The 15,492-nt window shown below is 46.4% G+C and carries 10 protein-coding genes; 3 read left to right on the plus strand and 7 right to left on the minus strand.

The genetic code is table 11. The features are described from left to right. The first annotated feature begins 27 nt into the window (after window positions 1-27). Window positions 28-423 (plus strand): hypothetical protein, encoded by a 396-nt coding sequence (locus PPA03S_RS09195; protein WP_062322038.1) that lies wholly within the window; start codon window positions 28-30, stop codon window positions 421-423. 67 nt (window positions 424-490) lie between these two features. Here the strand turns inward: PPA03S_RS09195 and PPA03S_RS09200 are convergent, their stop codons facing one another. After that, complete coding sequence (locus tag PPA03S_RS09200; RefSeq protein ID WP_062322040.1) at window positions 491-715, minus strand: YqzE family protein; 225 nt, start codon at window positions 713-715, stop codon at window positions 491-493. 193 nt (window positions 716-908) lie between these two features. Here PPA03S_RS09200 and PPA03S_RS09205 point away from each other — a divergent pair, with 193 nt between their 5' ends. Beyond that, window positions 909-1,682 (plus strand): N-acetylmuramoyl-L-alanine amidase family protein, encoded by a 774-nt coding sequence (locus PPA03S_RS09205; protein WP_062322042.1) that lies wholly within the window; start codon window positions 909-911, stop codon window positions 1,680-1,682. Here the strand turns inward: PPA03S_RS09205 and PPA03S_RS09210 are convergent. The 4 genes from PPA03S_RS09210 to PPA03S_RS09225 form a co-directional block, all read right to left on the minus strand. After that, the gene (locus tag PPA03S_RS09210; protein WP_062322044.1) at window positions 1,657-2,541 is read right to left on the minus strand and encodes a divergent polysaccharide deacetylase family protein; all 885 of its coding nucleotides are present in this window, start codon (window positions 2,539-2,541) and stop codon (window positions 1,657-1,659) included. The two genes, PPA03S_RS09205 and PPA03S_RS09210, sit on opposite strands and share 26 nt — an antisense overlap. Window positions 2,542-2,756: 215 nt before the next feature. Then, entirely contained in the window at window positions 2,757-4,361 is a 1,605-nt protein-coding gene (locus PPA03S_RS09215) for an extracellular solute-binding protein (RefSeq protein ID WP_062322046.1), read from the minus strand. A gap of 132 nt (window positions 4,362-4,493) precedes the next feature. After that, entirely contained in the window at window positions 4,494-5,384 is an 891-nt protein-coding gene (locus PPA03S_RS09220; protein WP_062322048.1) for a carbohydrate ABC transporter permease, read from the minus strand. A 28-nt stretch (window positions 5,385-5,412) separates the two neighbouring features. After that, window positions 5,413-6,369 carry an ABC transporter permease gene (locus PPA03S_RS09225; protein ID WP_062322050.1) on the minus strand — a complete coding sequence of 319 codons (957 nt, stop codon included), beginning with the start codon at window positions 6,367-6,369 and terminating at the stop codon, window positions 5,413-5,415. Between the two features lie 252 nt (window positions 6,370-6,621). Between PPA03S_RS09225 and PPA03S_RS09230 the strand changes: the two genes are divergently transcribed. Beyond that, window positions 6,622-8,349, plus strand: a complete 1,728-nt coding sequence (locus PPA03S_RS09230) for a cache domain-containing sensor histidine kinase (protein WP_062322052.1) — start codon at window positions 6,622-6,624, stop codon at window positions 8,347-8,349. 68 nt (window positions 8,350-8,417) lie between these two features. On the opposite strand, the gene PPA03S_RS09235 is transcribed toward PPA03S_RS09230, so the two are convergent. Both PPA03S_RS09235 and PPA03S_RS09240 read right to left on the minus strand, forming a co-directional pair. Beyond that, a complete protein-coding gene (locus PPA03S_RS09235; protein WP_062322290.1) occupies window positions 8,418-10,529 on the minus strand; it encodes an alpha-galactosidase in 2,112 nt (703 codons plus the stop codon). A gap of 180 nt (window positions 10,530-10,709) precedes the next feature. Next, window positions 10,710-15,188 carry an S-layer homology domain-containing protein gene (locus PPA03S_RS09240; protein ID WP_217998929.1) on the minus strand — a complete coding sequence of 1,493 codons (4,479 nt, stop codon included), beginning with the start codon at window positions 15,186-15,188 and terminating at the stop codon, window positions 10,710-10,712. Between the last annotated feature and the right edge of the window lie 304 nt (window positions 15,189-15,492).

Below are 15,492 nucleotides of genomic sequence, written 5' to 3' on the forward strand. Positions count from 1 at the left end.
TATTTGAACATTGGAGTGTTGATGATAGTGAAACGATTTGGAATCATGACCGGAATCGGTGTAGTTGTTTTTTTCCTGATTGGCCTGTTGTTTATGAACTCTTATATCCATAATACCGGAGCAGAGAACGTACAGATGATGGAAACGTTAAGTACAACGGACCAAGCCATCGGTTTTGTGGAAATAGACGAGCACGGAAATGGCATCTATTTGACGAAAAAAACTCTTCCGGAGTCCGTCGAACTTTTAAGATCAAGAATGGCTGAACAAGGCTGGACTTATACGGCTCAGGAAGGATCAGGATATTTTTTTGAAAAGGATAATCAGACGGTTGTATTGACAACGACGGTATGGCAACGAAAGTACAGACAGATTAAAGTACAGCATAATATTGTGAATGTAGCTGATGTCCACAACAAATAAGACGCCTTCCTCTGCTTCATAGGAATGCGTCTTTTTCTTTGAGATCAGATATAAGGCTGATCCATAATTATCCTTTACCTGAAGAGCTTGGTTTCTCCCTATTTTCCTGCGAATGTATTGCTTTTTCCTTTTTCCCAACCCATAGGGATACGGCAAAAGGAATCATTCCGAACCACTTCATCGTCCAAGGCTCTTTGATCTTCGTGCGTCCTTTACGTTCCTCTTTGGGTGTGTCGATATAATGAACGACTCGCTCTGTAATGTATTTCACCAACTCGTCGCTTTTGGCCATAAACTTACCTCCCGTAGCTCCGGCAAAGCCGGGGCTTATGTTATCCCTATTGTGTGCAGAAGAGATCCGAGATAAACATTTTTTTTGCTGTAAAGAGTATGAAAACTACAAGAATGCACAGTCTAATGCCAAAGGTATCCATCCGGCCTTTATTGCCTATAGATGCCTATTTCAAGAAGGAGCGTGTATTCTCATGTATAAGCTGCTGGCCGCATCGATGGCATTGCTAATCAGTATTCTTTGCGTCCCCCTGACTTCTCGCGTCGCCACGGCGCAATTCGCCTTACCCGATCTTCCTACATTCCATTCGCAACAATCACCCCTAAGCCCATCCATGCTGCCGGTAACCGATGGGGATGCCTATCGCTCCACCCACCATGCGTTTGCAGCACCTGTCATCCTTTTGGACGTTGGTCATGGCGGCATTGACGGTGGAACAACAGACCATGGCGTACTGGAAAAAGACATCAATCTAGCCATTAGCCAGAAGGTGTATCTCCTGCTTCGCAGCAAGGGTTATGCAGTCATCATCAACCGACTCGGCGATTATGCGCTGAGTGACGAAAATCGCTGGTTAAACAGTCGCTCACGTCACCGCAGGGATTTGGCTCAACGCAAGAGCCTCAGCGAAGAGGTGAGCACTGATATCGTTGTCAGCATCCATGCCAACTGGAGCCCCCGATCGGAAGCGCGAGGTCCGGTCGTTTTACATCAGAACGAGGGACGCAGCTATCTGCTCGCAGACTCCATTCAGAGTCAGCTTAATCAATTGTACGGAAGCAAACATGACGTATCCTGGGGCAAACCCTTTTATCTGTTAAATCATGTAAAACAACCGGCTGTAATTGTCGAAACCGGATTTCTAAGCAATGCCCGCGATCGTGACATGATTAGCAATCCGAAAGAACAGAAACGGATCGCACAGTCCATAGCAAGCGGCATTATTTATTATCTGTCGGCAGTTTAAGCTCCGGCTTCCAATGCCACACATCATGAACCAGATCGCCAATACCAACGAACTCGATCTGACCTTTGAGCCGGGAGACGGATTCATGAACTACAGCTGATGTGTTCATTCCGGTATGTCCAACATGCCCGATAACCACACACACATCTTTATCTAGAGCACGCTGAGCCGCAAGATCCATTTGTTTGCGAATATGCGGTTTGGAATTATGATCGTCCAAAAAAATGTCATTCCCAACTGGGGGCATGCCTTTAGTCACTGCCAATTCTCCAACCACGGAGCGAAAGTTGGTACGGCTATCGACAAAAAACAAACCACGCTCTTGACAAACGTCCAATACAATGGACATGATGCGTTTATCGGATGTAATTTTGGATCCCATATGGTTGTTCATGCCAATTGCATATGGGACATCGTCAATGGCTTTCTCCACTCGGTCACGGATTTCTTCGTCCGTCAGATTGGATGTGATCGCACCTGGACCCAACCATTCGGGCCTTCCCTTCTTGGGCTCCATGGGCATGTGGACAATCACATCCTTCCCTTTTTCATGTGCTGCGATTGCGTCTTTCTTTGTCGTTTGCAAAAAAGGCATCACCGCTACCGTTAGCTTCACAGGAGTCGCCAAAATTTCTGCCGTCCCTTTCATGTCATTTCCGACATCATCAATGATAATCGCCATTCTATGCTGTGATTTATCTCCGGAAGTATGTGAAGAGATCTGATGTGGTACATGCTGTGAATCCGCACTACTGTAAGGCAGATTTCCTCCATTGACTATTAATATCAAACCGACTAACACTACTGACATCTTCACTTTCCAGGAGCATGACCACCCTTTTCGCCCAGCCTTATTCATCCATCGTTCCCTCCTTTGTTCTGTTCCATCATTATTTGAACAATGAAGGGGGAATATGTAGACCAAAAAAACCTGTTCATTCCAATGAAAAACGTAAAATCGCAGTATTGGACTGGCACAAGCGGTATTGACGGGGCATTTGTATAATGCGGTCTTAAATAAGAAGCGTCCCTAACCATGCCAGGACGCTTCTTATTACCAAAATTACTCTTCAATTATTTGGTAGACCACAGCTCCATACGCTGAGCATATTTCTCGTTGATGATATCTTCTACTTTCTCATCGCCAGCCTTTTTCATATCCTCCAGCATCTTGTCGAATACCGAATTGGCTTCGGCCTCACTTGGGGCAATAATGGCTCTCGTAATGCTCTGATCCATAATATCCTTCACTTTCTGTGCCGTCAGCGCTTGAGGTGTTCCCCCATCCGGATTCAGGTTGTCATACTGTGCTGTATCCCATACGGAATCGCCCAGACTCTTAATGGCCAGTTCATCCACTTCACTGCGCTGGAATTTAACCGCCATGTCATACGGCTGTCCGTTCGGGTCCAGACCATTTTTGATAAACCATAACCATTTGCGAACGCCGCTTTTCTTCACCGTATCATCCCAATTATCCTTGAAGCTTTGCAGGAATTCAGGTTTCGGTTGTCGCTTGCCATCCACCATGGTGTACTGTTCGCCTTCCTTGCCCCACAGCAGCAAATGCTGTCCTTCATCACTCGCCAGATAATTAAACAGCTTTATCGTTTCTTCCGGGTGTTTGTTGTTTTTGGTAATCGCGATCGCGTCCCATCCAAGCGAACTTCTTGGGCCAAACGTTGTTTGAGCCGGATCTACACCTGGAGCAACAACTTTGTAAGCAAAGAGTTGATTCTTTTCCCCGCCATCCTTCTTCAGGGCCGCATTGCCGTTCCCCGGGTCCCAATATGCACCTGGGGTAGCGAATACTGCACCAGTCGTCAGCTTTTGAATCCAGGTCTGTGTTTTGCTAATTGCAAATTCCTTTTCAATCAGACCTTCTCTATATAAGCGATTCATGTATAACAGCATCTCGCGATATTTGGGGTCCTTGACATCATATTGCAGACGTCCATTGTTGTCATAATACGTCTTTAAGCCCCACATGCCTTTGAATGTTCCCAGATTTGCGCCCATGTTCTCGCCGTTCATCGTCATCGGAATGGATTCTTTGCCATCAATCGTATTGTATTTTTGTTTGAAATTTTTTAGTAGTGCTTCGAACTCGTCTGTTGTGAGGGGCTTTGAACCATCTGCTTTATCCGGAAGGAACTCTTCCAATAGGCTTTGTCTCATCAGCATACCGAAGACCGGATCACTGTCGAGTCCATACCAGTTTGCCAGATAGTAGTTCTTGCCGTCGGTATTACGTGTTTTGGTCAAGGTATCTCCGTACATTTCTTTCAGATCAGAACCATATTTCTCAATTAACTCATCCAGTGGAATGAATGCCCCGCTTGAAATGTATTTGTCGAGGGAAGCATCTCCCCGGCTCATGACTACCACATCCGGATAGTCCCCACTCGCGAGCATCAGGCTCAGTTTTTCCGTTGGATTACCTGTTGGCTGCTGGATGGAGATCTCTATGCCCGTCTTTTTGGTAATTTCCTGGGCAACTGCATCGGTAAATGGTTCTCCTTTGGTATTGCCATCAAACCAGGTCAGCGTAATCGGCCCTTGTTCCCCATCTTTACCTACTGTTTTGTTCTCTCCATCGTTAGAGGAGCAGCCCGCTAACAAACCAACGACTAATGCAGCAGTCATACCCATCGTGATCCATTTTTTTGTCTTTATCATTGACACCCTAATTCCTCCCAATGAATAAATTCCTAAATTGCATGATCGAGCAATTACAAAACAATCTTGGCCCACCCCCTTTCAGGAGAGGTCGCAGGACGAGTCCGTCCCACAACCGGATCATGGAATCGCTTAACTCTTTACCGCTCCCAAAGTCATACCTTTAACAAAGTACTTTTGCAGGAACGGATACACCATCACGATTGGTAATGTGGCTACCATCGTAGCAGCCATTCGAATGGTATCGCTGGAAACCGCATTTCGTTTGGCCGAGTTGGCCAGCATTTGCGTTTGCGAAATCATGCCACCGGTCTGAAATTGATTTAATATTTTCACGAGCACGGCTTGCAGAGTCTTCAGATCCGAACTATAGGTGAACGCATAGGAATCAAACCACGCATTCCAATGCCCTATCGCTTGAAAAAGTCCCACTGTTGCAAGTACAGGTGTTGTCAGCGGCATCACAATTCGGAAGAAAATGGTCAGATCGTTAGCCCCGTCTACCCTCGCCGATTCTTCAATCTCATGGGGGAGCTGTTCCATGAAAGTACGAACAATGATCATATAGAAGACATTCATCAAACTTGGCAAAATGAACACCGAAAAGGTATCGATCATATTCAGCGCCTTAAGCACCATGTAGAACGGAATCAGTCCGCCACTGAAATACATGGTAAAGATAAAGTACAGGTTCCAGCCTTTGCGACCAATTAAGTTCCGCCGACTTAGCGGATACGCAAGCATCGTAATGACGAGAACCGATAGCGGTGCACCAATCAGCGTTCGTTTGACGGTTACCCACAGCCCGCTTAAAATCTCGCTATCTTTCAAAATCTGCTGATAGCTGTCCAAGGTCAGATCTCTGGGCCACAGATAAACGCCGCCTCGCACCGTATCCTCCGCGCTGTTCAATGAAAGAACGAGTATATTCCAAAACGGAAGAAATGTAACCAGTAATACGAGAATAAGAATGAAATATACAATAATTTTGAAAATACGATCCCCGAATCGGTTCAGAATCATTACAAGCGCTCCCCTCTGTCTTTTGTAGTTAGAACAACGCCTGGTCGTTCACTTTTCTGGAAATCCGGTTCACGATAAGGACAAGAATGAAGGCAACAACGGATTTGAACATTCCCACAGCAGCACCATAAGAAAACATGCTGTTTTGTAGTCCGTATTTGTAAGCATAAATATCAATAACTTCGGAGTATTCAAGCACAGTATTATTTTGCAGCAGGTATTGCTGTTCAAATCCCGCATTCAAAATGCCTCCGACCGCGAGAATAGCCAATATGACAATTGTAGGGCGCATGGATGGCAGCGTTATATGCCACATTTGCTTGAATCGGCTGGCTCCGTCCACCCTGGCCGCTTCGTAGAGCTCCGGATTAATGGAAGCGATTGCAGCAAGATACATAATGGCACTGAACCCCATCTCTTTCCACATGTTCGACAATGCGATAATCCACCAGAACAGAGGCCCGTTTTGCAAAAATGCAACGGGTTCTTTGACAATGCCCAGCAGAACCAGAATGTTGTTAAGCATTCCATCCGAAGCCAGCAGCGTAATCACAATGTTGGCTGCAATAACCCATGAGATAAAATGCGGCAGATAAGAAACCGTCTGTACAAAACGTTTGAAAAATCCCTGTCTCGCTTCATTCAGTACAAGCGCAAGGATGATTGGCGCAGGAAATCCGAAGAACAGTGTCAGCAAGCTTGTCGCTAGCGTATTACGCATAACCCGATAGAAATCCCCTGTAGTAAAGAAATACTCAAACCACTGGAAACCTACAAATTCGGCATGGAAGAACTGATGTAAGAACGATCCCCCACCCGGCTGATAATTTGTAAACGCCATATATAGTCCAAACATCGGACCATAGGAAAATAGCAATGTCGCAATAAAGGCAGGAAGCATAAGCACGAATAACCATTTTTGCTCTTTTAGTCTGCTTATCAGATTATTGCTCCTGACTGTTTTGATAGCGCTTACCTTATGCATTAAGTACCCTCCCTTTTTCTATACAGCAGCATGGTCGGCCATATCTTGATTCAACTTCTCTCCTATAATCATAAATTTGACAAGGATTACTCGCCATAGTTGAATTCTCCGAAAGATACCGCTTTTTAAAGATGTTTTTGTGCAAAGAGAGGATTGGATTTCCATATTCACTCTGCTATGATGAACTGTGCAACGAATATTCAGTCAAGAGAGGGCTTCCGGATGCGCCAATTTTATAGAAGATTTATGTACATGCCTTTTGTAAACCTGAGTTTTCGTTCCAAACTGTTTATGGTATTTGTTCTGGTCACGATCATTCCGATGATGCTGTTGGTTTACTTTTCCTATGAGCTCACCAAAACGAAGCTTACTGAGCAGATCTACATCAATATGACGAACTCAACGGCTCAAATCACTAAAAATCTGGAGAACAAACTGGATAGCTATGAACACATTTCCGCCTCCATTTATTTGGATAACCGCCTTGCCAATTACCTTACAAACGAGTATCAGGATGATCCATCTTATCTGGATGTCTATAATTATATTGGCAATCGAATCGACACCGTGATGGCTGCCTACCCTGATTTTGATAGCGCATTCATTTATTCGGATAATCCGTCGCTGCCCAAAGACAATTATTATATCCGGCCGATCACACCGGAAGTTCAGGACACGGAACTGTTTCACAAGCTGCAGCAATCCTATGGGAACATTATTCATCTCTCCACGCCGCAGACAGAGAACGGTCCTGCCATGTTTACACTCGCTCGGCTGCTGAACAACAATAGTAATCAGTACCCCTATGGGATGCTGGTCTTTCAAATTTCGGAGTCGGTCATCTATTCTCTCATGGAAAAAGAAGCAGGTGGCAAAGATATTTTTATTATCAATGACAAGGGTATGATTCTGTCTTCAGCGGACAAACAGTTAATCAATACAAGCCTGCCCGAATTGCTTCATCAGAATTTTGACGAGACGCCTTCAGGCAGATTTGATACAACATATCAAGGCGTGAAGGCTCTAGCCGTCTATAACACGCTCAAAAATGGCTGGAGAACGGTGTCCATCTTCCCGTATGACAGTATTATCAAGGATGCTAAGTCCCTCTCTCAGCTGATTATCAAAATTTCTCTGGGCTTCATCGGCGTGGCGCTGCTGCTCATCTATATTACTGCTTCGCTGTTTAGCAATCGCATCAGGACGTTAATTCGGATGATTCGACGGATTGAGCGGGGGGATTTCAACCCTACTCATGAGGAGCAAATGGGCAGTGATGAGATCGGACAGCTTCACTTTGCATTCGAACAGATGACAACCCGGTTGAAAAGTCTGGTTACCGAAGTTTATCAGAAGGAACTACAGAGCAAGGAAGCCGAACTGGACCTGCTTCAAGCTCAGATCAATCCTCATTTTCTGTATAATACACTCGGTTCGATCTCTTCTCTGGCCGTGAAGCATCAGGATCCACAGATTCAGGATATGGTTCTTCACCTGGCCAAGTTTTATCGGATATCCCTTAACAAAGGAAAGAGCATCCTGACCATCAATGAAGAGCTGAAACTGACCCAGAGTTATAATGCAATTCAACTTATTCGGTTTAAGGGCAAGCTGAACATCATCTACACGATAGATCAATCGATCCTGCCCTACTCGACCGTAAAGCTTGCGTTACAGCCTTTTGTGGAGAATGCAGTCATTCACGCTCTTTGGAATCAGGATCGGCCTCTAAATATCCATATCAAGGGTGTCATCGAGAACAATAGTATCATCTTATCGGTTATAGACGACGGAATGGGCATGCGGCGAGAGAAGCTTGAGGCTTTGTTTGAAGAGAAAGAAGGAAGGGGTTATGGCATTTCAAATGTGGATCGGCGGATTAAGCTGAAATTTGGTGAATACTACGGTGTTAAAGTGTATAGCAAGCTAGGTATGGGAACTACCGTACAGATCCGTCTGCCGCAAAAAGAGATCCAATAAAAAAGGAGTGCGATGCAGCCGTTACCGACCTACAAAGCACTCCTTTTAAACCGTTCTACAACATCCTATTATACCTGCTCACGAATACGATACACCAGGCTGTCGAAATCGCCGCGCAGAGGCAGCTCCACCCCGATGTTCATCAGCGCACGGCCACTGACCGTTAACCCCAGTTCTTCAATGAGATAGGTCTTGTCAGCCTGAAGGCCTGCCAAACGGAGTCTAGGCAACGGTTCACCCAGCTTCTGCGAGTGAAGAAAAGCGAATAGCACATGGTCACTTGCGGCAGCATCACTGTACTGGACAGCAGTAACCCCCTTATGCCGAAGCGAAGTCAGACGGGATTGTTTGCCGAATTGCACCAGTTGACGAATGGCTTTGTACTGACCGATGAATTCCCCGGACTGTTCAATCCATTCATCACTCCACTCGTTCAGATTGGAGCCGACACCAAGCGTGCCCATCATTGCACTGTGGAAACGATACTTCAGAGAGACGTTTCGACCGTTCATTCCTGTAGGTGACTCGGTTACCCAACAGGTCATCATACGTGGTGCGTACGTATACGAGAAGCCTTCCTGAATGCTCAGGCGGTCGAACGCATCCGTATTGTCACTCGGCCAGGACTGATCGGCATAACGGAAGATGCCCAGATCAATCCGCGAGCCACCTCCTGCGCAAGTCTCAAACTCGACATCCGGGAACTTGGCTCGCAGCTGTGCCCATATATCATACAAGCTCTGGACATGCCTTACCCATACTTCTTTCTGGCGGTTAATGGGGTGACCCTTCATGCCCGGCTCCGTGATCGTCCGGTTCATGTCCCATTTAATGAACTTAATCTCATGATTACCAAGCAGTTCGGTCATAAAATTGATAATGTATTGCTTGACCTCCGGCTTGGAAATGTTCAGCAGCAGCTGATTGCGAAGCTCCGTACGTCCCCGGGTCTCAAAATGATATACCCAGTCCGGATGTGCTCTATAGAGATCACTATCCGGGTTAACCGACTCCGGCTCCACCCATATGCCGAATTCCATCCCCAGTCCGTGAACCCGGTCAATCAGCTCAACAAGTCCGTTCGGGAACTTCTCTTTGTTCACGTTCCAGTCGCCCAACCCCGCACGGTCGGAATGCCGCTGCCCAAACCAGCCGTCATCCACAACGAATAGTTCCACACCCATTTTGGCTGCCCTTTCGGCAAGTGCCATTTGGTCCTGGGCATTAACATCGAAATAGGTAGCTTCCCAGGAGTTGTACAGCACTTTACCGATTTCACTGCGCGGCAGTATGTAATTGTATTGGTACTGATGCAAGCGATGGCTCATGCCGCCAAAGCCCTCAGGGCTGAATCCGCCGACAAAGACAGGCGTCTCAAACGTCTCGCCCGCACCCAGCAACCATTCATTGTCAAAATCATGGATGCCACCTGTTACCCGTACATGCGTGAATGGGGTCTTCTCCGCAACAATCTTCCAGTTGCCGCTCCAGGCAAGAGCACCAAACCATACCCCACCGCCGCTTTCTGTGGAAAGACCATCATCAATCGCAAACCATGGGTTGGCATGACCGTCAGTGAAACCTCTTCGCGATTCAAGTACCTTTTTTCCCTCTGTCAAAATGGTATTGCGCAGTTGGAATTCACCCGACCATTTCCCCGTAACATGCGTCAGGCGGTAATCCTGGAGATATGGCAAAGTCCAAGCTGCGGATTGCATGCTTTCCAGCACAATATCCTCCTGCCCCGTATTTATGATATTGGCATAACGCTCTACCAGGTCGAATTCCGGGATGACCCGATAGACCAGCTGCGTTTCAAGTGCATACACCTGATCCTTCAACGTAATAATCAGCGTCTGTCTGCCATCCTGTTCAATGACCTCGTGACGGTCATACCTAACCTGAAGATCGCGTACACCATCAGGCATGCGCAGTTTCAGAGATGGCTCTGTATAAAATGCGCCTCCCCAGAAGCTGTACTCCTCCACCTCTCCTTCCACTTCCGCGTCAAAAGAGCTGTGGGATTGTAGATGGAGCAAAGGAGCGCTGTCCTCGATACTCACTGGATCTCCCCAATACAGATGCTGGAGGTGTTCTCTCTCATTAATTCCGAAAATATAGGATGAATGTTGTGTCTGTATTGCAAATATACGCAATTGTTCATGATATTGAATCGTCATGCTTACCCCTTTCAGGTTCCGTGTTTTGGTACCTATATGCTGTGTGTTGTGAACATACATATTATTGTAGGAAGCAGCAGGCGGATTAGCCATATCGCAATCTTACAATCCATAGGGGAAATCATCTGTCATCTCAAAATTATGAAAATAAGGCTGCGATATAATTCGCAGCCTTAAAGCTTACTTCAAAATCAGGTTATAGATGGCCTGAGCCGCTTCTGCCCGGGAAGCAATCCCTTTAGGCACAAACTGTCCCTGTCTTTGGCCTTGGACCAGTCCCAATCGGGCTGCATGCTTCACCGAAGCCGTTGCCCATGAAGAAACCTGAGCCATATCTGTAAACAAGATGTCTGTAGAACCAACAGGCGGTACTTTCCCAACATTCCGCTCATAGGCTTTCATCAGCATCACCGTAATTTCTTCACGAGTAATCTGTGCGTCCGGTTGGAAACGGGCTGCGCTTCGGCCGTTTACAATACCGGCTTGCGTCGCAATCGAGATGGGTTCCGCGTACCAGTCATCTGTCGCTACATCTGTAAAGTGTACTTCCCCTGCTACAGTCAGTCCCATGGAATGAACGAGCATAGTGGTGAATTCAGCGCGGGTGACAGCACGTCCTGGCTCAAATTGATCTACATGTGTGCCTTCAACATAGCCCTTTGCTGCCAACTCCTTGATTACACTGCTGGCCCAATGATTGCCCGGAACATCGGTAAACGTCCGATCCAGTTCCAGAACGGCATACTTGCTGAAGTGGCTCACTTTAGTCGTTAATACGCCATTCACGTAATCTGATTTGAGAAATTCCAATGTCCCATTTTTGTTAATATAATATATTCCTCCCTGTGAAGGGTCGAAGCCTTCAGCCGCTGCCAGGCTCAGCGTAACCGGGTGATCAAAAGCAGCGAGTGTTTCGGTTGTACCTGATTTAGTTGTTGCCGAAAGGCTGAATTCAACGATTTCTCCCTTAAGGGTAACCGTTGCCCGGGAAGATGATTCTACTGCAGCAATGACCTCTTTGGCCTTGCTGCCAAGCGGGACCATTTTCAGGGAAATCGTACTATCTTCCTGTTGCCCCGCTGGTAGCTTGCTCAGTAGCTGCTGGAACAAACTCGCAGGTACTTGCAAAGTTAACTTGCCTGATTTCACTTTCAGTGTATGGTTGCCGAGTTGGCGTAAGACAGCTGATGACAGTTGCAGCTCCTGAGTACCAGCCTTGATGTCTATAACGACTTTCCCTGCCTCACTGTCCACCTTCAGCATATCGGCTGTGATGACCCGTGTTGTTGTATCGTTCTCCTGAGCCGTGCTGTATCCAGAGTTCCCGCTCCCGCTAGTATTACTGTTATTACCGTTGTTGCCATTGTTGCCAGGATGGCTTGGGTTTCCTGGGTTTTCTGGATTGACTGGTTTCTCGGTCAATTTAACCAATTTCGATTCAGCTGGCCCCAGCGAGATGGACCATGCACCCGTGGCTGACGAAGATTCACCTGTCCACAAGTCTTTTAACGTGTAGGTTTTGGATTCATTCAATCCGGCACGGCCTAGATTAATCGTTTTGTTTGCTGAACTATTGGCGCTGTAATTAAATACGGCGAGGTAATAATCATTGCCGTCTTTCAGAACAAACGTATCTGCGGCATTTGCATTCGTATTTCCTTCAAGCGGCTTGAATACTTTGCCTTTCAGCGCCACCTGAAGAACATCCGAGTTATTGTACAATGATGTCATGTATTCCTGTGCCTTGGGAACGTTCACATCATCGGAATCCATCATCACCGTGCCGGCAATTACACCGGAATTCACCCGGCTACGGGCTTCCTCCAAGCTTGAAGCACTGCTTAATACCAAATGATCCGGATCTGTATAAGAATAGATCGTCCCATTTTGCCAGAAACCATATGTCAATGAATTGAGCATGTACTCCGTCTCATTGATTTTGCCATAGGTGTCACAAGAGATCCGTCTGCTATGCGCATATTGACTTGGAAAGATCGGTGCAATGGACGCACTAATGAACATTTTCCCATCCAATCGCTCTTCGACATAACGCATCCCTTCATTGTAAGCCTGGATTCCTGTCGTCATGGTTGTATCATAATGCTGACCTTCCAGTGAGCCATGGGTTAGGAAATCCAGTTTGATGAATGTGAATCCAAGTGATTTAAACTTATCCAGAAAATAATTCATACGCATTTGACTCCCCGGATGTGTCACATCCAGTGCATATGCTCCATCCAGTGTCGGCAGAGGTTTACCCTCAGCATCCTTGAGCACAATATCACCATACGTATATTGCCCGTTGGTACCATCTACTTTTTGGCTCATATCGTTGCCCCAATACACAAATGGTCCCCAATAGATGCCTGCATGCTGACCATTGTCCTTAATGACAGATACGGCTTGGGCAAGCTCAGCATCACTTAGATTGTCCCAGTAGGAATCCATATTAATGAATACATTGCCGTTATTGTTGAACTTCTTAAGATTGTTCTTGAAATAATTGGACACATCCACTACGTTCTGATACGAAAGCCCGCTATCATAAGCTCCCCAGCTATTCCAACCTACTGGAACACCTTGTGGCAGCTCTGGATTCAACGCCAGCGGAGGAGTAATAATCGCATTGGCTTTACCGTATTCTTCAAGTCCTGTACGGTAGTCACTGAAACCACCTATCATAATCAGTGATGAGGACAGTTCAGTACCAGTCAGGCTGCCATGTGGCTGAGTATCGCGAGTAACGTCACTCGCTGCACCACCATACACCGCAAATTCATTCAGACGATTAGCTGAGCCTTTCCAGTCAATACCGGTCTTCCAGGTGTCATGGGTTACTGAACCGATCACCAGACCGTTACGTGTCGAGTTATTGAATACTGTTGTCATCTCATAGCTGGTATCCGCCCGGTTCATGGTTTGAGATTTGTAGCGAATCCAGGCGTCGTTGTCAAAAGGTACTGTAAGCACACGATTATCCGAGCTGACGCCGATATCCACACCGCCCGTATTTTTAACCGTAATTGGTGACATGTAATTACTCTTGATCTCTGAATCACTGAAGGCATCCAGACGGTTGAGGAAATACGATTTATCTTCATAAAACCGATAGACCTGCTTCAGGGTTGGTTTGCCAGTCGACGTATGAACAAAGTTCAACTCAATGCCTTTGCCGAATCCATCCTGAATCTCCACAGGTGTTCCACCGCTCGTATGACTCTCATAACCTTTGGTTTCCACAAGGCTCTCACCAAGTTTAATGCTACTGAAAATACCCCGCATCTTCTGCCCTTCTGCCCAGCTATATCCGACGAATCCAGTCTGGGTATTATAAGACACGTCGTATTGTCCGTTCGATACCAGAAGGCCATACGTGTAATCAGTCACCGTGATATCCCCGTATCGTTGCGAGTCACCCGGTGTTCCCAGATCGTCATCTCCTTCACCTGGATTTTCAGGTTCTGTCTCTATCGCAGGCTCTACGATAATCCGGTCAAGATCGGGAGAATAGCCATTGTTGTCTGAAAAGGTAATCGTATTCTCGCCTTCAGTTAATGGGAGTGTAAGATCATACGTACCTACCGTATCCCAATCCGGGGTTTTGGGCAGGTCGTGGAACTGCTCTTCCCCGTTATTTGCGCGGACATAGAAACTGCGCGGATCACCGGAAAAATAAGCGACCGTAACGCGGTAATTACCTGTCATCGGGGCTATAATCTTATTGAACGTTAAGGAGCTCCCGCCATTCAGATATCCGACCTTTTTGCCACCTGATGCTGTGGGGCTGTCCGTTACACTCGCTTCACCAGTCAGCGTATTGTCCGAATCTTCGGCTTCATAACTGATTTTATACGGAATCACTTCAATTCGGTCCAAATCAGGGGAGTACCAGTCATGATCCGAGAACGTGATGGTATTGACACCCTTATGAAGAGATACCTCCACATCATACATGCCAATCGTGTCCCAGCTTGCCGTTTTGGGCAGATCAATCATCTCGTCCGTGTCATTGTTTACCTGCATATAAACAGGTCGCTGATCACCGGAAATATAAGATATTCGAATCAAATATGTACCATCTGCCGGTACGTTGATATTCGTAAATTGCAGTGAACTGTTTTTGTTCAGATCGGTTACTTTCTTCCCACCCGAACTAATGCTGCTGTCTACCACCTTGGCATTGCCTTTCAAAATGTTGTCAACTGCTTCTGCCTCAATGATTGCACCATGCAAATTTTTCTTCCAGTCGTCTCCGCCCCCTTCCTCTGGAGGACTACTGTCCAAACCGCGGATCACGATCTTGTCGATGTCGGGAGAATACCAGTTGTTGTCATCAATCAGGATTGTGTTGGTTCCAGCGTTCAACGGAAGGGTCACATCATATGTTCCCACCGTATCCCAGTCGACTGTCTTGGACGGTTCTTCAAATTGCTTCTCCCCGCCGTTCGCACTAATATTGAATGGCCGCGAATCACCTGAAATGTAGTAAACGGAAATTTTATAATTTCCTGTTTCACTTACAGTGACATTGTTAAATTGCAAGGAACTGCCTTGGTACATGCCTCCGACCTTTTTGCCGCCTGAAGCCGTCGGGCTATCAGAGATTTGCGCGTTGCCAAGCAAAATATTCCCCTCGGCCTCGGCTTCATAGGTATTCATATCATCGGCGTGAGCTGTTCGGGCGAACTGGCCCCCGCAAACTACCAAGCAAAAAATGATAAAGAACACAAATCCTTTTTTCATCATCCGTCCCAACATAACATGCCTCCATTTTCTAATGATTGAGTTAGGTCTCCCTATGCCTATTCCTGCAGTGGTTCACAGCCATTATTTGTAATCGCTTTCATAAAGAGCTGTCAAATCAATACCCCTCTCTCCTCCTTCCTTTCCTATATGCCTTATTGTAAAAAGGAGGAGGGGGATGTTCCATACCACAATGTTACTATTCATACAGGAAAGCCTC

This window comes from Paenibacillus pabuli NBRC 13638 (assembly GCF_001514495.1).
GTDB lineage: Bacteria > Bacillota > Bacilli > Paenibacillales > Paenibacillaceae > Paenibacillus > Paenibacillus pabuli.